The sequence below is a fragment of the Chryseobacterium ginsengisoli genome, from assembly GCF_039542325.1.
GTDB lineage: Bacteria > Bacteroidota > Bacteroidia > Flavobacteriales > Weeksellaceae > Chryseobacterium > Chryseobacterium ginsengisoli.
Window position 1 is genome coordinate 823,212 of sequence record NZ_BAABHX010000002.1, and the last position, 23,712, is coordinate 846,923.

Annotated in this window: 20 protein-coding genes; 4 read left to right on the top strand and 16 right to left on the bottom strand. The window is 33.0% G+C overall.

Annotated elements, in window-relative coordinates; genetic code table 11:
• Position 1: 1 nt before the first annotated feature.
• Both ABD940_RS08805 and ABD940_RS08810 read left to right on the top strand, forming a co-directional pair.
• Positions 2–883 carry a P63C domain-containing protein gene (locus ABD940_RS08805; protein ID WP_345202495.1) on the top strand — a complete coding sequence of 294 codons (882 nt, stop codon included), beginning with the start codon at positions 2–4 and terminating at the stop codon, positions 881–883.
• 40 nt (positions 884–923) lie between these two features.
• On the top strand, positions 924–1,148 hold the full coding sequence (locus ABD940_RS08810; RefSeq protein ID WP_345202498.1) for a hypothetical protein: 225 nt from the start codon (positions 924–926) through the stop codon (positions 1,146–1,148).
• A 57-nt stretch (positions 1,149–1,205) separates the two neighbouring features.
• Here ABD940_RS08810 and gldG read toward each other — a convergent pair whose 3' ends face one another.
• From gldG to kbl, 6 genes are all read right to left on the bottom strand, one after another.
• On the bottom strand, positions 1,206–2,870 hold the full coding sequence (gene gldG, locus ABD940_RS08815) for a gliding motility-associated ABC transporter substrate-binding protein GldG (RefSeq protein ID WP_345202500.1): 1,665 nt from the start codon (positions 2,868–2,870) through the stop codon (positions 1,206–1,208).
• A 4-nt stretch (positions 2,871–2,874) separates the two neighbouring features.
• A complete protein-coding gene (locus tag ABD940_RS08820; RefSeq protein WP_345202503.1) occupies positions 2,875–3,603 on the bottom strand; it encodes an ABC transporter permease subunit in 729 nt (242 codons plus the stop codon).
• Between the two features lie 81 nt (positions 3,604–3,684).
• On the bottom strand, positions 3,685–4,233 hold the full coding sequence (locus ABD940_RS08825) for a CopD family protein (RefSeq protein ID WP_345202505.1): 549 nt from the start codon (positions 4,231–4,233) through the stop codon (positions 3,685–3,687).
• Positions 4,234–4,247: 14 nt separating this feature from the next.
• Positions 4,248–4,703: a hypothetical protein gene (locus ABD940_RS08830; RefSeq protein ID WP_345202508.1), complete on the bottom strand. Its 456-nt coding sequence runs from the start codon at positions 4,701–4,703 to the stop codon at positions 4,248–4,250.
• A 95-nt stretch (positions 4,704–4,798) separates the two neighbouring features.
• On the bottom strand, positions 4,799–5,236 hold the full coding sequence (locus tag ABD940_RS08835) for a toxin-antitoxin system YwqK family antitoxin (RefSeq protein WP_345202511.1): 438 nt from the start codon (positions 5,234–5,236) through the stop codon (positions 4,799–4,801).
• Between the two features lie 69 nt (positions 5,237–5,305).
• On the bottom strand, positions 5,306–6,502 hold the full coding sequence (kbl, locus tag ABD940_RS08840; RefSeq protein WP_345202513.1) for a glycine C-acetyltransferase: 1,197 nt from the start codon (positions 6,500–6,502) through the stop codon (positions 5,306–5,308).
• A 162-nt stretch (positions 6,503–6,664) separates the two neighbouring features.
• Between kbl and ABD940_RS08845 the strand changes: the two genes are divergently transcribed.
• Positions 6,665–7,543, top strand: a complete 879-nt coding sequence (locus tag ABD940_RS08845; protein WP_345202516.1) for a cupin-like domain-containing protein — start codon at positions 6,665–6,667, stop codon at positions 7,541–7,543.
• Between the two features lie 162 nt (positions 7,544–7,705).
• Here ABD940_RS08845 and ABD940_RS08850 read toward each other — a convergent pair whose 3' ends face one another.
• From ABD940_RS08850 to priA, 4 genes are all read right to left on the bottom strand, one after another.
• Entirely contained in the window at positions 7,706–8,626 is a 921-nt protein-coding gene (locus tag ABD940_RS08850) for a T9SS-dependent choice-of-anchor J family protein (RefSeq protein WP_345202518.1), read from the bottom strand.
• Between the two features lie 294 nt (positions 8,627–8,920).
• A complete protein-coding gene (locus ABD940_RS08855; protein WP_345202521.1) occupies positions 8,921–10,846 on the bottom strand; it encodes a M1 family metallopeptidase in 1,926 nt (641 codons plus the stop codon).
• Between the two features lie 85 nt (positions 10,847–10,931).
• Positions 10,932–12,404 carry a D-alanyl-D-alanine carboxypeptidase/D-alanyl-D-alanine endopeptidase gene (gene dacB, locus ABD940_RS08860; RefSeq protein WP_345202523.1) on the bottom strand — a complete coding sequence of 491 codons (1,473 nt, stop codon included), beginning with the start codon at positions 12,402–12,404 and terminating at the stop codon, positions 10,932–10,934.
• Between the two features lie 159 nt (positions 12,405–12,563).
• On the bottom strand, positions 12,564–15,011 hold the full coding sequence (gene priA / locus ABD940_RS08865) for a replication restart helicase PriA (protein ID WP_345202526.1): 2,448 nt from the start codon (positions 15,009–15,011) through the stop codon (positions 12,564–12,566).
• 107 nt (positions 15,012–15,118) lie between these two features.
• Between priA and ABD940_RS08870 the strand changes: the two genes are divergently transcribed.
• Positions 15,119–15,589: a hypothetical protein gene (locus tag ABD940_RS08870; protein ID WP_345202527.1), complete on the top strand. Its 471-nt coding sequence runs from the start codon at positions 15,119–15,121 to the stop codon at positions 15,587–15,589.
• On the opposite strand, the gene ABD940_RS08875 is transcribed toward ABD940_RS08870, so the two are convergent.
• The 6 genes from ABD940_RS08875 to ABD940_RS08900 form a co-directional block, all read right to left on the bottom strand.
• On the bottom strand, positions 15,586–16,494 hold the full coding sequence (locus tag ABD940_RS08875; RefSeq protein WP_345202530.1) for an AEC family transporter: 909 nt from the start codon (positions 16,492–16,494) through the stop codon (positions 15,586–15,588). The genes ABD940_RS08870 and ABD940_RS08875 overlap by 4 nt on opposite strands.
• A gap of 24 nt (positions 16,495–16,518) precedes the next feature.
• Entirely contained in the window at positions 16,519–19,005 is a 2,487-nt protein-coding gene (locus ABD940_RS08880; RefSeq protein ID WP_345202533.1) for a beta-mannosidase, read from the bottom strand.
• Positions 19,006–19,172: 167 nt separating this feature from the next.
• A complete protein-coding gene (locus ABD940_RS08885) occupies positions 19,173–19,835 on the bottom strand; it encodes a copper homeostasis protein CutC (protein WP_345202535.1) in 663 nt (220 codons plus the stop codon).
• 28 nt (positions 19,836–19,863) lie between these two features.
• Complete coding sequence (locus tag ABD940_RS08890) at positions 19,864–20,391, bottom strand: hypothetical protein (protein WP_345202538.1); 528 nt, start codon at positions 20,389–20,391, stop codon at positions 19,864–19,866.
• 21 nt (positions 20,392–20,412) lie between these two features.
• A complete protein-coding gene (locus tag ABD940_RS08895; RefSeq protein WP_345202540.1) occupies positions 20,413–21,408 on the bottom strand; it encodes an isoaspartyl peptidase/L-asparaginase family protein in 996 nt (331 codons plus the stop codon).
• A 42-nt stretch (positions 21,409–21,450) separates the two neighbouring features.
• Positions 21,451–23,706, bottom strand: a complete 2,256-nt coding sequence (locus tag ABD940_RS08900) for a glycoside hydrolase family 20 protein (protein ID WP_345202543.1) — start codon at positions 23,704–23,706, stop codon at positions 21,451–21,453.
• Positions 23,707–23,712 lie beyond the last annotated feature (6 nt).

Genomic DNA, 23,712 nt, shown 5'->3' on the forward strand with positions numbered 1-23,712 from the left:
TATGGATATTTATCAAGCTACTCACAGAGGCTATTTAAAAATAGGAAATGAGGAAAATGGATTTGTAGAAATTCCTTGCGCAGTGTTAGAAAATAAAAAAAGAATCATTTCTCAAACAGGTTTATTTGCCGCATTTAATAGACCTCGAAAAGGCGAAAAAAGACAGGATGGCTTACCTTCAATTATTGGGGCAAAAAACCTTGTAGAATTTGTAAATGATGACGTTTTAGAAAAAATTCAGCCAATTCATTATTATCATAGTAATGGATTAAATGCTGTTGGATATGACGCAGAATTAATTCCTTTAGTTTGTGAGCTATATTTAGATGCTGAAGAAAAAGGTGTATTAATATCCTCTCAAGAAAAAATGCTAAAACAAGCTAAAATTATAATTCGTTCATTAGCAAAGGTAGGTATAAATGCCCTAATCGATGAAGCCACAGGATATCAATATGATAGAGAAAAGGATGAACTTCAAAGATTATTATCAAAATATATTCAAGAGGATTTTTTAAAATGGCAAAACCGATTTCCTAGAAAGTTTTACCAAGAAGCCTTTAGATTATTTGACTGGAAATATGATCCATTTTCATTGAAAAGACCAAGCTATCTCGGAAAATTTACAAATGAATATGTTTATAATGAACTTCCAAAAGGTGCCTTAGATAAACTAAGACAAATGAATCCTAAAAATGAAAATGGGAATAGAAATAGAAAACATCATCAACATTTGACTGAAGACATAGGAATTCCCCATTTGGATAAACATTTAATGAAATTAATAACTGTAATGGAGCTATCTGATAATTTAGCAGATTTCAAATCAAAATTTAGTAAGGTTTTTAATAAACCTGTACAATCTCAAATAGAATTTGAAGACTAATCAAATATCACAAATAATTTGTAATCCAAATACATCAATCGTGGATATTCAAACTAGAAAATTAAATTTAATCATTTATCTTGCTCAGCTTCAAGATGAGAGTTTGTTAGAGAAAATTGAAGAATATATTTTATCTAAATTGGAGAAAGAAGATCATTCTGAGTTTATTCCTTTTAGTGTCGAAACTTTAATTAATCGTATCGAAAAATCAGAAGATGATTTTCAACTTGGTAGATTTAAAAGTCAGGAAGATTTAGAACACTAATTTGTAAATGATAATCAAAACAAAAAAGAGAAGCCAAAAACTTCTCTTTTTTATATTCTATCCAAACTTTTTCTTCCTCAACCAGAAGAACAAACCTCCCAAAATTCCTATAATTGCTAATGGTAAAAGCAAATTAAACCATTGCCAATAATTTCTTTCTTCACCAATTAGATATCGATCTAGAAGTCTTTCTTCGATATTACGGTTTCTTAATTCCATCAGATTGCTATCATCCAAAAGATAATCTAAAGCATTTTTCAGGAACTGTTCATTTCCAAAACGTTCCTGTGTGAGAACATCCATTCCTAGAGGAAGCGGTTTTCCCTTTACTACTTTATTTCTTGCGATGTCTCCATCTGCAATGACGATCATTTTATTTTCAGGGCTTGAAGCTTTAAAGCCGGGATACGATTTTCTTTCAATTCTTGAAGCATACGCCGAAGTGAATTTCCCTTGCAAAGAAACTGCAAAAATCTTTGGAGTACTTGGTTTTTCCATTTGTCCAAGACTGTCAACACTGTTGATCTCTTCTAATGTCACATAGTTTGGAACCTGTTTCAGCAAAGTTCTTTCACTGGATTCGAAAAGTACATTTGTCTTAATATTTTTTCTTCCCAATGTATCAATAGAAGTCGGAAATTCAAATTTAACCGGATTGATATTTTTGGTGATCGGATTATCATTTTCTGCAATTCCCAAAGGAAAATAAGGCCACGGTTGTGTAGAATATTGTGCATTTCCGGCAACTTCACCCGCCACAAACTTCAGCTTCGCAAATTTCTTTACATCTTTTACCAAAGCAGGATTGATTCTGATCCCGTAATTGAAAAAGAAGTCCGTCATGTTAAGATCGATCGGGAAAGGCATCACCTTTTCAGACCTCATCAAAGTATCCATTTCGGCATTTACTGCATCAATCATCCAAAGCGTTTTTCCCCCGTTCATGATGTACTGATCCAACACTAATTTTTCCTGATCTGTGAATGCTTTTCTAGGTTTCGCAATCACTAAAGCACTCATTTGTTTCAACAACGGAACATCAGCCAAACTTAATTCCTTTTGATTTTTAGGAATAATTGGTTCTGCATCGTAATTTTCCAATGCAAGATTCATGAATCCCTGAAATTCTCCCGGACTTAATTCATCCTGATTAACCAAAACACCAACTTTTTTGAACGTTTCGTTGGTTGCCAGTTTAATTCTTGAAATAAAATTATATTCTAAATTTTCAATAGACTTATTCAGTAATTCTGCGTTATCAGCGTAATTCTGCTCTACGATAAGAGGTACTGTAACTTTATTTTTCCCGTTCTTGATAAGCGCATACGGATAAATTTCTATCTGTGAAGTTTTCCCGCTTTTTCTGTCATCCAACACAGATGGATACATCCCTTTTTTCTCTAAAGTATCTTTAAGCATTGATTTAATAGGATCAATGAACTTAAAATCTATGTTCGGATTTACCTTTCTGAAATTTTCAAGCATGAATTTCGTTTCGCTCTGAAGCTGCTTGAAATCCGCAGGAAAATCTCCTTCCAGATAAACATCGATCATTACAGGTTTTTTCACAGATTCCAATACTTTGATCGTACTGTCGGAAAGTGTATATCTTTTTTCTTTAGTTAAATCCAATCTGATTCCTGAAATTGCCAAGATAATTACCAAAGGCAAAACCACGAAAAGTAAAATTCCTACCGGAGATTTAAATTGTATCTTCTTCATAATTCTACTTCTTTTTATTAATAAAATGATTAGACAAAGCCAATGTAACAGCTATAATTAAAGCAAAATAAGCAACATCTTTAAAATCAATAAGACCTCTTGTAAAGCCTAAAAAGTGTTGATAAAAACCTAGATTCTGCAAAATAAAATCTGCCCCTCCCAATAATTTATAACTTGCCAGCTGTTCGATTCCGAAATACATGATGAAACACATGAAAACACCCAACAAATAAGCCATAATCTGGTTCTGAGAAAGAGAAGAAGCCAAAATTCCCACTCCGGAAAAAGCGGCGATCAGAATAATCATTCCTATATAGCTTCCGAACGTCATTCCCATGTCAATATTTCCTGCCGGAACACCCAAAACATAGACTGTATAAAGGTAAATTAATGAAGGAATCAAACATAAAATCCCAACGATCCAAACAGAAAGAAATTTCCCAAATACAAGATCTGAAACTTTCAAAGGCTGAGAAAATAGCCAGTTTAATGTTCCTGTCTGTTGTTCTTCCGCAAAAGTTTTCATCGAAAGCGCCGGAATAATGAACATCAGTAACCAGGGAACCAAAACGAAATAGCTTTGTAGTGAAGCGATTCCGATGTCGAAAATATTAGAATCATTTTCGAAAAAAAACAAAAACAAAGTCGTTATCAGACTGAAAGCCGCAATGATCACCCATGCGCTCCAGTTTCCGAAGTAACTCCAAAGTTCTTTTTTTAAAATTGCAATCATAGTTTTTTAATTTGCAGTAAGCAATATGCTATAAGCAGTAGGCAAAGCTTATCGCTTATTGCCTTTAGCTTAAAGCCATTATTATTTTTTCTTTTTTTTATTAACCAGTTTTACGGTCATCATGATCAAAAATACCAGAACGAAAAATCCTGAGATTAATTGCCACCAATATTCAATTACCTGAGATTTTAAGATCACTGTGAACACAACAAGGAACAAAATAAATGTTGCAATTTCGTTCGCCTGTCTTAGCTTTATATTGGCTGTTTCTAAGGTATTTCCGTTTAATTCTTTTAATTGTAAGACTTTTTTCCAGCACCAGTAATGGTAAAAAGCTAAACCAACGAGGAATGTCAGTTTTAAATGAAACCAAGGAGTTTTCATTAATCCTAAGTTCAGGAAAATCATAGTTAAACCGCAAACTGTCATAATGACACCTGCAGGAACTGTAATAATATTCCAAAGCCTTCTCGCCATGAAAGTGTATTGTTCTCTAAGGATTTTCTTTTTTTCATCCGGAAATTCGTCAGTATCTTTATAATAAACAAAAATTCTCACGAGATAAAAAATTCCCGCAAAATAGCTTACCATGAAGATAATATGAAGCGCTTTTATTATTGTATAAAGCATTTTTAATCAATAAATTATTTTATAGGAACAACTTTATGTTCTTTATCAAGCTTTTCTAAAAAATTAAAAAACATTTTTTTCGATTTCTTTGCATCTAAATATCTTGAAATAATTATAAATATAGACAACCCAAAATAGACAATTGCAACATAATAATCTTTTTCATAATTCTTGTATATCATGAATGATATCCAAGAGTAAAGCAAAAAATAAAGAATTACATCTAAATATCCAATCCCAACAATTAGCTCAAGAGTTTCTTCATTATTCTTATTTACAGTGAAATTCCCCTTAAAAGAAAAAGATTCTGTTCCCATTACTTTTACTTTAAATCCGTTTTCAAATACTTTTCCATTAAAATTTTTAGCAAACAAATTAGGAGTCGCTCCAAATATGCTATTTTTAATATTTTCTAATACTTCTCCTTTAGATTTAGAAAATTCAATTTGATATTTGGATTTAAAAACCATTTAAATGAAAATTAAGCGCAAATATAATGATTTTGCCATTTATGTTAAGCCAAAATACAAACAAGATTATTTGAAAATTAAGATAGCAGAATTATTTATTTATTGAACGAAATACTATCGACTTTTTTACCGTCTGCGTATTTTTTTATATAACGAAGATTTCCTTGTTCATCATAATATTTCCAGTCACCGAAATAATACCAATGACGTTGATTTTTATTAATATCTATTCTAGACTGTCCCTGTTGCATCAGTTTTCCACTTTGATAGTACATTTTGGTTTTTGTCACTTTACCTCCAATTTTATCTCTTTGAAAAAGTTGATTGTTCAACGTAGTTTTCCAAACTCCTATCTTTTCACCTTTTTTATACCTTCCGACCGCAACCAAAGTTCCTTCATCTGAAGAATATTCCTCCCTCCATTTGCCATGTCTCTTGCTCACATTATTTTCATTTTTGATATACTGATTCATCTTAGTTTTACAAGAAACAGTCACTAAAAACATCAACAGAAAAGCATATATTTTATTCATAAAAAAACTGGATTTCTGTAAATATAAGAAATCCAGTTTTAATTCTACAACTGTAGAGCTATTTTATTTTTAAGAAATTACTCCTAATTCTTTTCCAACTTTTTCAAAACCTGCAATCGCTTTATCCAAATGCTCTCTAGTATGCGCCGCAGAAAGCTGCACTCTGATTCTCGCTTTTCCTTTTGGTACAACCGGATAGAAGAATCCTATTACATAAATTCCTTCATCCATCAACTTTTCAGCCATTTTTTGAGCCAAAGGTGCGTCATAAAGCATTACAGGAACGATCGCAGCATCACCATCTGGAATATCAAAACCTTTAGATTTCATTTCCGCTCTGAAATATTCTGCGTTTTCCATTACTTTATCACGAAGAGAAGTATCGTCAGAAATCATATCCAAAACTTTCAAAGCTGCACCCACAATTCCCGGAGCCAATGAATTTGAGAATAAATATGGTCTTGAACGCTGTCTCAACATATCGATGATCTCTTTTTTACCTGAAGTAAATCCTCCCAAAGCACCTCCAAGAGCTTTTCCTAATGTAGAAGTAATAATGTCTACTCTACCCATAACTTCATTCGCTTCGTGAGTTCCACGACCTGTTTTTCCAATGAAACCTGTTGCGTGAGAATCGTCAACCATTACCAAAGCATCGTATTTGTCCGCTAAATCACAAACTCCTTTAAGATCTGCAACAATTCCGTCCATTGAGAAAACTCCATCAGTAACAATAATTTTGAAACGGTGATTTTTTTCAGAAGCTGCGATCAACTGAGCTTCCAGATCTGCCATATTATTGTTTTTGTAACGGTATCTTGCCGCTTTACAAAGACGAACACCATCAATAATTGAAGCGTGGTTCAATTCATCAGAAATAATAGCATCTTCTTCCGTAAATAAAGGTTCAAAAACACCTCCGTTTGCATCAAAACAAGCTGCGTAAAGAATGGTATCTTCCAATCCTAAAAAGTCAGCGATTTTTTGTTCTAATTCTTTGTGAATATCCTGAGTTCCGCAGATAAAACGTACAGAAGACATTCCGTAACCGTGAGATTCGATCATGTCCTGAGAAGCTTTCATTACTTCCGGATTGTTTGATAATCCCAAATAATTGTTGGCACAAAAGTTCAACAGCTTTTTTCCATTAGCTTCTATTTCCGCACTTTGCTGAGAAGTGATGATTCTTTCTCTTTTGTAAAGTCCGTCGTTATCAATATTTTGTAGTTCGTTCTGTAAGTTTTCAAGATACTTTTTAGAGATCATTTTAGATAAATTTTTTGATGCGCTAATTTAATAAAATCGTGGTAAAGTATCCTATTTTATGATTTTTATTCTAAAATGTTTAAATAAAATTTTAATATTTTTGATAATAGTCTATAATTTTAGTAGACTAATTATTATATTTGTTACTTCAAAACCAGGAAAATGAGATTATCACCAGTACAAAAAATTAAAAATATATCGTCAGAAGACTTTCTCAGCACTTATCTGAAACCCGCAAAACCTCTTATTTTAAAAGATTTTGTAGATCCTGAAAGTCCCGCTTACAAAAAATGGAATTATGACTATTTTAAAGAAATTGCAGGTGAACAAAAAGTGAATATTTATGGAAGCGAGATAGAATCTTTAGACAGAGTTGCAAGTAAACCTATTGCACAAAGTACATTTTCAGAATATTTAAATCTTATTACTTCCTCTCCTACCGAACATCGGCTTTTCCTATTTAATTTATTAAGCATTAAACCGGAACTTAAGAATGATATTCAATACAATGATGTTACTAAAGGAAAAATTTTAAAATGGCTTCCCTTTATGTTCTTCGGTGGCGAAGGTTCCATCACACGAAATCATGTTGATATTGATATGTCTCACGTTTTCATCACTCAATTTCAAGGTATTAAGCGAATTTGGCTTTTCCCTTGGGAACAATCGGATCTGATGTATAAACTTCCCTATAATTTTCACAGTGTAACCAATATTAAAGAACCTGATTATGAGGAATTTCCCGGACTTAAATATTTAAACGGCTATGAAGCAGTCATAAAACCGGGCGAAACTCTTTACATTCCTTCAGGTTGGTGGCATTATATTCAGTATGAAACTGAGGGTTATTCTGTATCGATCAGAGCGTTACCTTCAAGTTTACTGGAAAAATGGCGTGGTTTTAAGAATCTTGTACTGATAAGACATTTCGATAATGCCATGAGAAATATTTTCAAAGAAACATGGTTTGATTTCAAAGTGAGAAAAGCCAAACGAAAAGCAAACAGGGCGATCAAAAAGCAAAAAAATTTTCAGATTTAAATTTAAATATTAATAACCTTAAAATTATTTACAATGGAACTTATCTATTTAATAATCTCCGCGGAAAGATCTTTATTTTCGTATTATCCTATTCCAATTAACCTTTATTAATCAAAAAAACCTTCAGAAATTCTGAAGGTTTTGACTTTATTATTTCAAAAATTATTTTTTAATGAATTTGCTTGTGTATTTAGCTTCTTTTGTGATAACATTTACAATATAATTTCCGGTTGGTAATTGAGATACGTCAACCACAGAATTACTTTTGTCTACAACATCTGCTTTTACATATGAAATCGCCTTTCCGGACATATCATAAATTGAAATTCCCATAATCTGCTGATTATTTTTAAGGCTTATAGTAAGTTCTCTGTCAGCAATTGTAGGATATATAGAGATGCTACTTTTTTGTAATTGAACATCACTTGTAGCTAAAGTAGCTGTTCTCGTTACAGCAAAAGTATCTACACCTACAATATCAGAATTGGTTCCATCAGGTCCGCCATTCGTTACATAATAACGGAAAGCCATTCTCATGCTTGTATCTGCAGAAAGTCCTGTAACTGTATAAGAATATTGTGTCCAGGTAACAGGATAACCTGTTGTAGCCGAAGTACTTGTTGTAAGATTAGGATTTATGGAAACAGCTACATTAGTATATGAACCAACTCCCGTTGCACCAGAAGGAGCTGTAGATGAAGCACCCTGATCACTCAATCTGAATTCCAACCTGTCCGGATATGTATTGGCAGTTCCTCCTTTTCTGGAATAAAATGAAATAACATCTCCATTTTTAACCGTAATCGGAGGCGTCATCAACCAGTTACTGATTGTTCCTGCACCTGTTGTACTGTTGAAATTACAAAGTGTAAAAGAGGTAGTTCCTCCTGCTTGTCCGCCAGTCGAAAAGGCAGTTCCACCTCCTTGAGCCCATGTACTTGCTCCGACAGGGCTACTTTGATTCGTAGACGTCCATCCGGCTCCGGCTAAAGAGGTGAATGTATCGAAACCTTCGCTAAAAATTACCTGTGAAAATACTGTTGCACTTGAAAGCATTGACAGTATGAGTAAAGTTTTTTTCATAGTTGTTTGTTATTTATTATTAGAATATTGATAGTCAAATACTAATTAGATATATTAACAAACATTAACTTTAGTAATTAAAAAAAATCAAAATGATTTGTAAAAATATCTAATTGGTAGTTTTAAAACGTTGAACATCGTTCTTAAAAAATTATTAATTACTATTATATCAAAAAGTTACAAAAAAATATTTATAAACTCATACTTATTTAAGAAATTTTATGAAAAGTAGAATTATTTCTATAAATTGATTAGCATAAAAACGAAAAAACCTTCATTTCTGAAGGTTTTAATTTATTTCTTTAAGAATTTTACATTTTTATCTCTTATTTTAAAAATATAAGTTCCGGGAACCAATTCTGAAATATTAATTGACTTTTCAGGTTGATAAATTCCTTTTCTTACTAATTTTCCGTCTGTAAAATAAATTGTAAAATCTGTTGGTGTATTAATCCCTTTCAAATTCAATTCATTTTTGGCTGGATTTGGATACAAAGCAAACTCATCTTTGCTAAAATCTGAAGTATCTAATGTAGCATCCTGAGTTACTGTTGAATTCCTTTCTAAAATCTGATATTCATAATTAAATTCTACACTTGCCACCGGAAAAGTTACCGATTGAGTAAAGTATTGATTATTTGTTGTATTATTCAAGGCAAAATAAGCAACCTGACCTCCTGTTCCATTTACTTTAATCGGCAAAGGCATTTCGTAAAAACTTACCGATGGATGACTTTGCGTCTGAGATGCTTTAAAAGTAACTGTATTTCCTACCTGCTTCCATCTTATATCATAAATAGGATAACCTTCACCATAGATCCAGTCATTGAAAAATTCTGTAAAATTTTGTCCCGTTGAAGTTAATAATGATGCGTTAAAATCCTGAGTTTTTGCATAATTATAAGCAAGATTCGGTCTAGAATTATAATCCTGAAGTGCCTGATAAAAAGCTATGTCGCCCAAAATCCATTTAAGCATTCTCAAAACATATGCACCTTTAGAATAAGACAATCTGCTATTGAAAATTGTTCCGACATTCGTTAAGTTAGAATCCGCAACATAAACACTTCCTTCCGGCGCGCCTGTAACATAATTTTTTTGCACTAATAAATAACTTAAAAACTCAGCATTTGTCATTAATAATTTTTCATTTGCCAAATGTTCACCAAATGTTGCGAAGCCTTCATTCAGCCAGATATCATTCCATGCTCCGCAAGTTACTTTATCTCCGAACCATTGATGTGCAAGCTCATGAGCGATCAAACCTCTTCCCCAAGACCCTACTGAAGTCATAGTCTGATGTTCCATTCCGCCACCCGCTTGAAATTCCATATGTCCATACTTTTCATTTCTAAAAGGATACGCTCCGAAATAATTTTCAAAAGTATTCATTACAGTTTTCGTCCAGTCTATGTTACTCATGCTGGTTGTGTTCGCAGCCGTTGAAGGAAAAACGTAATTAATAAAAGGAAAAGGTGGATTTCCCATTGTATCCGTTAACTTTACATAATTAGTTATTGAAAGCGCAATCAGATAAGCTGCGGTGGGATATTGAGTTCTCCAGAAAGTAAGTTTTTGTCCTCCGGGAAGAGTAGTTTCGGACATTGGTTTTCCATTCGCTGCAACATTATATTGAGAAGGCGTGGTAATTTTAAAATCAAATCTTTCAATTTTATCATTTAAACTTTGTTTTGTTGGAAACCAGTCCTGCGCTCCGTAAGGCTCATTTAAAGTAGATAAAACTGCGGCTCCTCCTTGTGTTCCGTTGAAAAAAGAATTGTTTGCCGTTGGCGGAACTCCGGAGTAAGTTACTGTTAACGAATCTAATACATTGGCAGGAAGTGCAGACTGAAAATTAATCTTAAGTTCTTTGGTCGTTGCAAGCTGCTGAAAAACAAGAGAATTCCCATGATACTGAACCTGTGAAACTGTCATCTGACCATCCAGATCAAAATAAATACTGCTCATACTTTGATTAGGCTTGAAATGAGAAGTAATAGAACCGGAAATACTTCTTATTGCAGGATCAATCGTCACATTCATTCTCTGATATTGAAGATCGTAGTTCAGTGTATTCGGATTAATATTTCCTACTGCCATTTTATTTGCAAAAGACTTCATTTCCTTTGCAATCATTCCTTTTCGTTCAATATTATCATTCTGAGCGCAGAATTGCTGAAAAACAAAAACACTCAGAATTAAAAAGTAAAATTTTCTCATTCTTAAATTATATTATATCAAAGATATAAAAAAACCTTCTAATCATTGATTAAAAGGCTTTTATATTAATAAAATTTTAATAATTCTACAAATCTAATGCAGGTTCAAGAATTTTCTCCATTCTTTTCTTCACCATATCTACAGATCCTGCGTAATTGTTAACCATTAAAGAAAAAACCAACGTTTTTCCTGTATTCGTCTTCATGTATCCTGCCAAAGTTTTAACCTTATTTAAAGTTCCTGTTTTAGCAAAAACCTGCCCGTTTCCAAGTCCGTTGAACATTCTCTTCAAAGTTCCTGACTGACCTCCAACCGGTAATGAATTTAAATATGTTTTATAATATTTTTCATCCATTAAAGAAGTTAAAAATTTAGCCTGAGCAATTGGAGTTACATTATTACTTCTGGAAAGTCCGCTTCCGTCCATATAATTAAGACCGATCATATCAAAACCTTCACTTTTTAAATGCTCTGTAACTACTTTTCTGCCTGATTCTGTTGTCTGATCACCCAACCTCTGGAAACCAACTGTTTTTAAAAGAGCTTCTGCTAAACCATTATCACTATGTTGATTAGTGTAAAAAATAATATCACCCAAAGTTGGAGATTTATATGCTGAAACCAATTTTCTGCTTTCAGGATTAGCATCTGTCATTTTCGGAGTTACTTTTCCCGTTACTGCAATTCCGCTTTTTACTAAAGTTGTTCTAAAAGAATTTGCAAGAAAAGCCGGAGCATCAGGTAATTTTGTTGTCAAAACTCCGTCACCTTCGTATTTATCAGCATAAACCATCTGATTGTTATAAGGAGAAACATAGAAAAATTTCTTATCAGTAGAGAAATTAGTTCCTTTTTTTATGATCAGTTTTTCATTTGCAGGATTGATCTCACGCGTTGAACCTGCCGGTAAATAATAATTATTGTTCTCTAGCCAAACAACATTTTCCGGAAGCTTCGCAATGTTACCTTTGAAAAGCGCTGTCTGAATAATAATATCACCATTTACTTTTTTGATTCCCTCACGAGAAAGCCCTCCTATGAAATCTGAAACAATATCTTTGTAAGACCAAGCTCCCGCTTTATTGGTTCCTAAAGACGGATCACCGCTTCCTACAATGTAAAGATTTCCGTTCAACACTCCATTCTCATCAATACTTCCTGAATATTCCAGCTGTGTGTTCCAACGGTAATTTTCACTCAACAGATTCATTGCTGTTTCTGTAGTTAATAATTTCGTTGTAGAAGCCGGAACCAATGGAGTATTTTCGTTATACGAAGAAACTACCTTCTTCGTTTTCGGGTCGTACACTACGAATCCCCAGGTTGCGTTTTTCAGAACCGGGTCGGTCATCATCGTGTTTACATTAATGTCTACAAGCTCTTTTGGCGACAAAATAGTTTTTTCTACCATCGTAGCGATGGGAGAAGGTAAGTTTAAACTGCTTTTTTGATTGTCATAAGCCGGAGAATACAGAACTGTAGAAACGGTAGACTGTGCAAGGAAAAAACCTGAAGCAAGTACCGCAACGCTTGAAATATATCTTCTGAAATTTACCATCTATTTTTAATTTTGTTACAGTTTGGATAGGTTAAAAATCAATTGGTTAAATCGAAAGTTAAACGCCAAACATATAATCAACGATCAAATGTAGAAAATATTGTTGTATGGTGGTTCGGTAGACTATTATAAAAACACCATAAAGTTTGTTAAAAATTGTTAAAAATCTACAAAAACGTCTTTTTTAATACTTTGATAAGCCGTAATTTCTTCAAATTCTTTTAGACTTAATAAAACCAGCTTCTTATATTCTTCATATTTTTTGCCTTTTGGAAGCTTAAGCATGATCTGAAATTGATACAAATTGTTAAGTCTCGCAATCTGAGCTTTTTCCGGACCTAAAACGCAATCTCCCGGAAGATATTTTCTCAAAACCGAACCCAAAAACTGAGAAGCACGATTTACTTTATCCTCCTTTCTATGTTTCAGTTCGATCATGATTAATTTTGTGAAAGGCGGATAATGAAATTTCTGACGCTCCGTTAAAATATATTTATAAATTTTTGCCGGATTATTCATTTTAATTAACTGAAAAACAGAATGATCCGGATTAAAAGTCTGAATTAAAATTTTACCTTTCCCGGAAACTCTTCCCGCTCTTCCGGAAACCTGAGTAATCAATTGATATGCCCGTTCTTCAGCTCTGAAATCCTGAACATAAAGCATAGAATCCGCTTTCGGAATTGCTACCAATTCGATATGATCAAAATCCAAACCTTTTGAAATCATTTGGGTTCCGACAACAATATCCGTTTCTCGATCTTCAATTTTTTCGTATAATTTTTCGTAGGCAAATTTCTTTCGCATCGAATCGACATCCATCCTATCTACTTCATTATCAGGAAATAATTTTGATACTTCTTCATGAATCTGTTCCACTCCTACTCCTCTTTCATTAAGGTTTTCGGAATAACATTTCGGACAAGTTTTTGGTTTTGAAGCTCTTTGACCGCAATAATGGCATTTCATTTCATTCGCAGCTTTGTGATACGTCATCACGACATCACAATTTGAGCAATAATTTACATAACCACAGGTTTCACATTCAATCACATTCGCATAACCACGGCGGTTGTGAAGAACAATAGCCTGATTTTTTTCGTCTAATGTTTTCTTAATTTCATCAATTAATTGTAAAGAAAAATTTCCTGACACCTTTTTGGAATCCTGAGCTTCTTTAAAATTAATCAACTCATATTCAGGGAGATTTACATTTCCAAAACGTTCTTCAAGGAAAATATATTTCATTTTTTCCTTTCGGGCGTTGTAATAACTTTCAACTGAAGGTGTTGCAGAGCCCAAAATAACATTCGCTTTGTAAAAATTTCCTAATACCAAAGCTGCATCTTTTGCATTAAAATAAGGCGAAACTTCTCTTGGTCTGTAAGCCGAATCATGTTCTTCATCGACAACGATTAATCCCAAATTCTGATAAGGCAAAAATAAAGCATTTCGAGTTCCAATTAAGATTTTAATGTCATTTTGTTTAATTCTTCTCCAAACTTCTACACGCTCAAAATCAGTGAGTTTCTGATGATAAAAACCAATATTTTTGCCGTATTTTTTTTCTAATCTTTGCGTGATCTGTTTCGTTAAAGAAATTTCAGGAAGTAAAAACAAAACGTTTTTCCCTTCTTGAATGCACTCTCCTATCTTTTCTAAATAGATATGCGTTTTTCCAGACGAAGTCACACCGTGAAGCAACACATTTTTCCTTTCTTCAAAAGCTTCATCGACTTCAGCTTTTGCCAATTTCTGAGCTTCGGAAAGCTCTTCAATTTCTTCAATTTCACCATCATAACTTTCGATCCTGTCTTTTTGCATATAATATTCCTCAACAAAATTTTTATCTGCCAAAGATTTAAAATGTGAACTTCCAAAATATCCGTCTTCAAAAAGTTCGGATTTTTTGATATGCAAATCAGGATTTTCGGTTTGTTTTTCTAGAATATGAAGGAAAAGATCTTTCTGTTTCTGAGCTCTTTTTAATGACAAAAGAATTTCCGTAAGATTTTGTCTTTGTAAAACCTCATCATTGATTTTTACATACGCAACTTCCTTTGCTTTATATTTTTCTGCAATTTTTTCATCAATTTCGATGTATTGTAAATCAATTAAAGAGTTGATTGTCTTAATGATATCTTTTTTCGGAATAAAAGCTTCAATATCAGTTAAATTAATCAACTGTCGAACTTCTAAAGCCTGAATAAGATACATTTCATTAACATCCAGATTTTCAAAATCAACCGTGATATTGGGTTTTAATTTTAAATACGTTTCACTTTCCAATTTCAAAGAAGAAGGAAATGCAAAACGGTAAATTTCACCCAAACCGCACAAATAGTAATCTGAAAGCCAATTCCAGAAATTAATCTGCTCTTTCGGAACGATCGGTTTGTCATCTAATATACTGATCACTTCCTTTGCAACGAAATTTTCGGGAGCATTATCATGAAGTTCAAAAACAATTCCCGTATAAATTTTCTTCCCGCCAAAAGGAACCAAAACACGCATTCCTACCTGAATTTCAGGCATAATTTCTTCAGGAACTTTGTAGGTGAAAGAACCTTTTAAATTTAACGGTAAAACTATTTGAGCGTATTGCAAAAGAAATATTTAAAGTGTAAAATTAGATTTTTCTTTAGAGAACTGCAATATTTTCTATTTTTATCGTTCTTATATCAATTTGATTTTTCAATTTAATACAACTAACCATGAAAAAAATCTTTGCATTATTATCTTTATTTCTTGTTGTTATTATTCAGGCTCAGGAAAAAATTTCTTTAAACAAGGGAGAAATTACGATTCCCATTGGTAAAAAAATCTTACTTAACCCACAGTTCAAAAATGATAAAATCATCAACTTTGAAAAAGTTAAAGAAGAAAATATAACAGAAAAAATTGATCTTTTTGATATGATGGAAAATTTCAAAAAAGACGATATTAAAGATAACAGCATAGAATTTACATTTTCTGAAGCTAAAATGATGACTTCTTCTGTTTATGCCTTACTCACAGTTCAAAAAACAGGAAAGAGCATGACGTTTAAAGCAAAAATAAGACTAAAAGGAGATACTCAATATCATCCAACTTCCATTTTACCATCTGCAAGTAATTCTTCGCATGTAGAGCAATGGCAGGACAATATAGATTCTATTATTTTGTATGATTTTGAGTTAAATTAAAATATAAATTCAATAATTTCATACCAAAACGCAGAAGTAAAAAGTCCGACGATGATGCTGAATCCGATTGTCAAATTTGTGAGTTTGGTATTTAACCGAAATTGTTCTGCGATGATGCTTGAAGTTAAAACTGTCGGCATTGCAGATTCAAAAATGGTGATTTTGGCGATGTTTCCTTTTATTCCGAGCAATAAAGCCAATCCTAAAGTGATTGCGGGAGCTAAAATTAATTTATACAACATGGAAACCGACATTTGAGGAATCAATTTTTTCCAGCCGTTGAATTTTAACTGCAAGCCAACTGAAAATAAAGCCAACGGACTTACTGTTGCTGCTAACTTATCGAAAAACGGTTCCTCTGAAGTGAAATCTATCCATTGAGATAAAACCAAAGCAGCAATACAACCAACAAGCGGTGGAAAAGTAATTAATCGTTTTAAAATAAATTTTGCACTTACTTTTCCGGATCTGCTTCCACCTTTTAAGGCTGCAATAATTCCTAATGTTGAAAGGGAGAAAAACATGGTCTGGTCACAAATAATGGCAATACTTAGAAGACTTTCACCATAAAATGCAGAAATTAAAGGAAATCCTATGAATGATGTATTGCTGTAACCGCTTACTAATTCAAGTGTGCTTCTCGAACGCCTTGAATAACCTTTGCTTTTACTGTAAAACATCATAAAGAAAAAGCAAAAAACTGAAGTCAAAAAAGTCGCGACAATCGGAAAAAACATTTCTGTCGTCCAATGAACTTTCGGTAAATATTTGAAAGAAACAGCGGGAAGCGCAAGATAAAGAATCCATGTATTGATTCCTTTGTGCGCATCGGGATGGATAGATTTTGTTGCCTTGAAAACCATTCCTGCGATAATGCATACTGCGATCAGAACAAAATTTACCATAGCTTCTAAGAATATCTCACAAATTTACGGATTCATAGTATCCCATAAACTCATTGTCCCAATTTTTTCTAAAGGTTTGGAAAGTTTAATTTTTTTAGAGGTTTTTGGAAGTAAATCAAAAAAGTTGTCACTGAAATGAGTGTCGCCAATTAAATAAACGTCTTTTGCCAATACATCGGTTGATATTTCGATTTCAGTTTCGGAAATTTTCTTGATTTTAATTGTTGGTTTTGAAAGTTTTAAATCTTTTGGTTTTGCAAAGAAATAATTGTTTTGAGCAATGATTTTTTGATTCTTATCTTTTAAAGTTAATTTTAAAAAGACTTCATTTTTATTGGAATCTGGAATTAAATTCTCAATTTCAATCGGATCAAATTTTACAATTTCTTCTAAAGTTTTCCCATCCGGGACAGTTGTAATTTCGTTTAAAACTTTTCCATTAAAATCAACAACCTGAATTTCTACTTTTACATCTTCGAACTTTTTCAATTCATCATTAATCGCATAAAAATTCAAAACTCCATCTTTTTCCTCAGTTAAAATCACCTGATTTTCAAAACTTCTTTTGATCTGATAATGTAACGCTTTCCAGTTTCCCAAATAATCAATCGAAGACCAGGAAATAACTGGCCAACAATCATTCAATTGCCAATACAAAGTTCCCATATTGTAAGGTTTTGCACGACGATGAGCATCAATAGCAATCTGCATTCCACGAGCCTGAAGTAATTGGGAAACATAATTGTATTTCACAAAATCCATCGGAATATTGTAATCCCGTTTCATATAATTATCAATAATTTCCCAACCTCTGGAATGTTTTTCGTGAGCTTTTATCGTTCCGTTTTCTAAGTTTAAATCTGGAGTTCCTGAGAACATTGATTTAGTAGTTTCCAATGTCGGCATTCCCTGAAAACCATATTCAGAAGCGAATCTCGGAACTTTCTCGTTGTAAATTTCAAACGGTTGTTCTCCCCACCAAACTCCCCAATAATGAGAATCTCCTTCGGTTAAACTTTCTTTGTGTCCCCATCCGATTGACGGTGAACTTTCCCAATAAATCGACTTATCTTTTGCCGCAATTTCATTAATTGTGTTTGGAATAACTTCATGAAAAACCTTTTTATAATCCTCCCAAACCTGCAGAGAATCTTCTTTCGAATATTTAAATTGTTTCTGATATCCCCAATTGACAATGGCTTCATCAATTTCATTATTTCCGCACCACAAAGCGATCGATGCATGATTTTGAAGTCGGTTCACCTGATCTTTTACTTCTCCTTTTACGTTTTCCAAAAAGTTTTCATCGGACGGATAAAAACTTCCCGCAAACATAAAATCCTGCCAAACCAAAATTCCGTTTTCGTCGCAAGCTTTGTAAAATTCATCGTCTTCGTAAATTCCGCCGCCCCAAACACGAATCATATTCATGTTCGCATCTTTTGAATCTTTTATGAGTTTTTGATATTTTTCTTTGGTAATTCTTGGCGAAAAACTGTCGGAAGGAATCCAGTTTGTGCCTTTTGCATACATCGAATTCCCGTTAACTTTAAAATAAAAAGATTTGCCTTTTTCGTCTTTTTGCTGAATTAATTCGATCGTTTTTAATCCGATTCGCTCAGATTTTTCTGCAATAATTTTTGAATCTTTTTGTAAAGAAATTTTAATATTGTACAAATTCGGATCGCCCCATCCATTCGGTTGCCAAAACTTCGGTTTTTCAATCGTAAACGGAAGCTTAATACTATTTTTTCCTTTTTTTAATTCAATATTTTTGATTTTATTATTAATTGAAATTATATATTTTCCTTCCTGATCAGCAAAAATTTCATTGTAAATATTTAATTCAGCTTTTTCTTTAGTTAAAGCTTTTTGTTCAATTTTTACGTTTTCAAGTTTGGCATTATTCCAAAAACTTAACTTAACATCTTTCCAGACTCCTGCATTTACTAATCTCGGTCCCCAATCCCAACCGAACTGATATTGAGCTTTTCTCACAAAACTTCTCGGTGATTCCGGCATTGTAAATGGAACTTTCTTGGCTAATTCTTTTCCTACATTTACCGCAGATTTGAATTTAATTTGCAGTAAATTATCTCCATTTTTCAAATATTGTTTAACAGGAATTTCCCATTTTCTAAACATATTATCTGTTGATTGTAATAATTTTCCATTCAAGTAAATCTCTGAAAACGTGTCTAATCCATTAAAAATTAATTCAGCATTTTGATTTTCTAATTCTTTTGACGAAATTTTAAATGAAGTCTGGTAATCCCAATCTTCATTTTCTACCCACTGAACTTTTTTCTCATTCTCATCTTTGTAAGGATCGGGAATTATTTTATTATTCATCAAATCCAAATGAACTGTTCCCGGCACGGTGGCAATGAGCCAATTTTTATCTTTGGAATTTTTGAACTGCCATTTTTCAGAGGATAAGTTTCGCTCTGAAAATTGAGCCTTGATTAAAGTTTGTATGAAAATAAAAGAAAAAAGTAGAATTTTGTTCATCAATAATTTGATTTATATAATTTATAATCATGAAGTTGTCCTTCTGACGAAGGAAGAATCTAAACCATTAAGATTAAAGTTAAGCTTTTAAGAATATTAAGCTTAGATTCTTCACTACGCTTTGCTTCGTTCTGAATGACAAACATCCCGTTGAATTACGAAAATGATTATTTATTCTTCAAAGCAACCACCTCATCCGCATTTGCAGAAGCACTTCCATCAATAATCGCAGAAGAATGAAAATATACTGCATTTGTATACTCTCTAAGTTCTTCAATATTAGTGGAACGAAGTCCGCCTCCGACAAGAATTTCAATTCTTTCGTTGGATAATTCTACTAATTTTTTCAAATTTTCTTTTCCTTCTGAAACGTTTGGTTTCTGACCGGAAGTAAGAATTGTTTTAAAGCCACATTCAATCACTTTTTCTAAAGAATTTTCTAAATCTTTTGCTCGGTCAAAAGCTCGATGAAATGTACATGGATAAGGTTTCGCCAATTCAACCAACTCTTTATTTTGTTCGATATTTACCTCATCATTTTCATTTAAAATTCCGAAAACAAAACCGTCAATATTTAATGATTTTAATTGAATTAATTCTGATTTCATTTGTTCAAATTCTTCATCAGAATAGGTGAAATCTCCACCGCGAGGACGAATCATTACAAAAATCGGGATGTTTATTTTTTCTCTAAGTTGTCTTGCTATTTCAAAGTTCGGTGTAGTTCCGCCTTCGCTTAATCCGTCGCACAATTCTATTCTGTCTGCTCCGTTTTCAAACGCAATGATTGCAGATTCTGGATTGAAACAGGCTATTTCTATTTTTGACATCGTATTTTATGATTATCTTTTTTAATATTTACTGCAAAACATCACCTATAAGATAAGAATTCTGATGTTTGAAAACACTTATCTGTATCGGATAATTTGCATTGTTTTTTTTGTCTGTAAGAATCACATCAAACAAATATGTATTCTCTGATTCTAAAATTGCATCACACTTTGTGATCGTAATCTTATCCCAATCCTGACCTGTAATTAAAAAGCCGACTCCGACTCCTGCTTTCTGCACATCAAATTTAGTTTTCCATTTTTTCTGAAAATCCTGCAACGAAAGACTTCCATCAACATCCATATCAACATTGGTAGCATCCGTCTTAAATTCATAATAATCTTTGGTCGTGATGTTCTGCATGATTTTTTCCTGATCCGAAATATCTGCGCTAAAATAATTTTCAATACTCTTTTCCAGCCATTCTTTTGCGGCTTCTGTTTCTGCAGAATTTACTTTCGAAATATTTTCTGTTTCGGAACTTTTACCATTTTCTTTTTTGGTTTCCTTACATGCGATAATTAGAAATAATGATGCAAAAATTACATTTCTCATGTTTTCAAATTATATGTAAAATTATTTCAAAGCAAATTCCGGTTTTTCCAGACGGTTTCCTTTTTGATCGTAAACAGCAAAATTAAATCCATCCTGAATACAATAAGAACCATATTCCCCTTTTTTACTGATCGCAATAAAACCAACCTGAATATCTTTTAAATTTTTATTTCTAGCTTTTGTAATTTTCACAATTCTCTCAACCGCTTCTTTACAAGCCTGTTGAGGATTTCTGCCTTGTCGCATCAATTCAACCACTAAATGAGTTCCGACTGTTCTGATCACTTCTTCTCCATGACCAGTTGCCGTCGCTGCACCTACCTCATTATCAACAAATAAACCTGCCCCAATGATCGGGGAATCTCCTACTCTTCCGTGCATTTTAAAAGCCATTCCGCTCGTTGTACAAGCTCCGGAAAGATTTCCTTGTGCATCCAATGCGATCATTCCTATTGTATCGTGATTTTCAATATTTACAACAGGTTGATATTTACTGTCTTTCAGCCATTCTTTCCACTCTTTTTCAGATTCTGCAGTTAAGATATTTTCTTTTTTAAAACCTTGTGAAACCGCAAATTGCAAAGCTCCATCACCAACCAACATTACATGTGGTGTTTTTTCCATTACAGCTCTTGCTACAGAAATTGGATTTTTAATATTTTCCAGAGCCGCAACCGAACCGATATTATAATTTTCATCCATGATACAGGCATCCAAAGTCACTCTTCCGTCTCTGTCGGGACGACCTCCGTAACCAACGCTTCTTTCAGTGGGGTCATTTTCAACCAAACGAACTCCTTTCTCTACCGCATCCAAAGCTCTCCCGCCTTTTCCTAAGATAGTCCAGGCTTCTTCATTGGCTTTTAAGCCAAAGTTCCATGTGGAAAGAACAATTGGTTTATTGACTGTTTTTGTATTATTTTCAGGCAAATCTTTTGCAATTAAATCCAATGGATTCAATAATAATGCGGAAGAAGCCAATGCTGTATTTTTCAGAAATTTTCTACGTGAAGACATATTTTTACAAGATATTAGATTTAGATTTTTAATTAAAAAGATTTAGTTTGCTCCGATTTCGTCAACGAAAAGCCATGCTTTTGAATCTGCTCCCGGATTTCCAGCCGGAATAATTCCTGCGTTTTCTATTTTAATTTTAAGATATTTTGAGCTTTGATTTCCTACATTTAATGTGATTTTGCCTTTTGCATTTACAATCTCGTCTTTCCCGATTTCTTTGATCATCTTAAAGTTTGTTCCATCATCAGAAACAAAAATTTGAGCCGATTTTGCCAAATGAATCCAGCTTCCTTTATTTTCCAATGTATTAAAATACACTTCCGAAAACTGAGTTTTTTGTCCCAAATCAATCGTTGCAACCACATCTTTTCCATTAAAACCTAACCATGTTTTTCCTAATTGTTTTACGTTTCCGACAATTCCATCAATTAAAGTAAAAGCTCCTCCAAAAGAATAATTTTCGCTCGGCTGCTGTTCTAAAGTGATTTTTTTGCCTGTCGTTTTTGAAACCGTAAAAATTTGTACAGAAATCGCACTTTTTAACTGCCCGTTTTCAAAATAAGCCGATTTTATGGTCATTGACTTTGAAACAGGAATCGGATTTTGATAGGTTTGAGAATTTATCGTAGGCTCTGTTCCATCCAATGTATATCGGATTCCATTTGGATTTTGTGATGTTGAAAGTTCATAAGACACACCATTATTTGCAGCGGAAACTTTTCCGTAAATATTGTAAATACTTTTCGCATAATTCACATTCATTTTATCCAAAACCTTGAATTCATTAATCACTCTTCCTTCAAATTCTTTATAATTTTTAGGATCTGAAGTTCCCCAACCAACTTCCGAAATCGCGAATAATCTTGGGAAAATCATGTATTGAACCTGTTTAAAATCAAGAATATATTCCGTCCATAAATTTGCCTGAACTCCTAAAATATATTTTGATTGTTCAGCATTTAATTCACTCGGAATCGGATTATAAGAATAGACTTTATCCAACGGTGTAAAACCTCCGAAAGCATTCGGTTCCGTTGCAGGATCTCCTTGATAATGATCGAAATAACAATAAGAACCGGGAGTCATTACCGCGAAATGATTTGATTTTGCAGCTTCAATCCCTCCGTTTACGCCTGTCCAGCTCATTACCGCTGCATTTGGAGCTAATCCACCTTCCAGAATTTCGTCCCAACCGATGATTTTTCGTCCTTTAGAATTCACATATTTTTCAATTCTGTGGATAAAATAACTTTGTAAGCCATGTTCATCCTTCAAATTATTTTTTTTGATTAATTCCTGACAATGAGCACATTCTTTCCATCTTGTCTTTGGACATTCATCACCGCCGATGTGAATATATTGTGATGGAAAAAGTGTAATTACTTCATCCAGAACATTTTCTAAAAATTTAAAAGTCTCATCTTTCGGACAGAAAACATCATCAAAAACACCCCATTTTGTAGCCGATTCAAAAGGTCCTTTTGTACAAGCCAATTCAGGATAAGCCGATAAAGCCGCCAAAGCGTGTCCCGGCATTTCAATTTCCGGAACAACCGTGATATGTCTTTCTGTTGCATATTTTACAACATCTTTTATCTGATCCTGAGTGTAAAAATACGGTCCATAAGGTTTTCCGTCAAAAGTATTATCAACGTAAGCTCCGATCATAGATTCTTTACGTTTTGAACCAATTTCTGTTAATTTCGGATATTTTTTAATCTCAATTCTCCAACCTTGATCGTCCGTTAAATGCCAATGAAAAGTATTCAATTTATACATTGCGAGATAATCGATGTATTGTTTTACTTCTTCAACCGTGAAAAAATGACGGCAAACATCGAGGTGCATTCCGCGCCAAGCGAATTTCGGCTGATCTTCAATTTTTAAAGCAGGAATTTGTTTATCATTTTTAAATTCTTCAATTAATTGAATCAATGTTTGAAGCGCTAAAAAATATCCCTGTTTTGTATATGATTTAATGAGAATCTGTTTTGAAGTAATTTCAAGAGAATAAAACTCATCATTTTGTATTAAATTTCCAGACTTTGGTAATTGAGAATATACCAAATGTGCATCTGATTTGCCTGAATTTTGAAATTTTAGATTTGAACCTTCCTTATTTTTAAAGTATTCCGTTTCTTCTTTTGGTAAGTCACCATTTAACATAATAATATCCGGAATCGTAAAACTTCCCTCATTTATTTGAACTTTTTGAGGATAAGGAATTAAATTCAGTTTTTTTTGAGAATAAAATAGGTTTGAAACTAATATTAAAAATACTAAGAAAGCACGTATCATTGAATT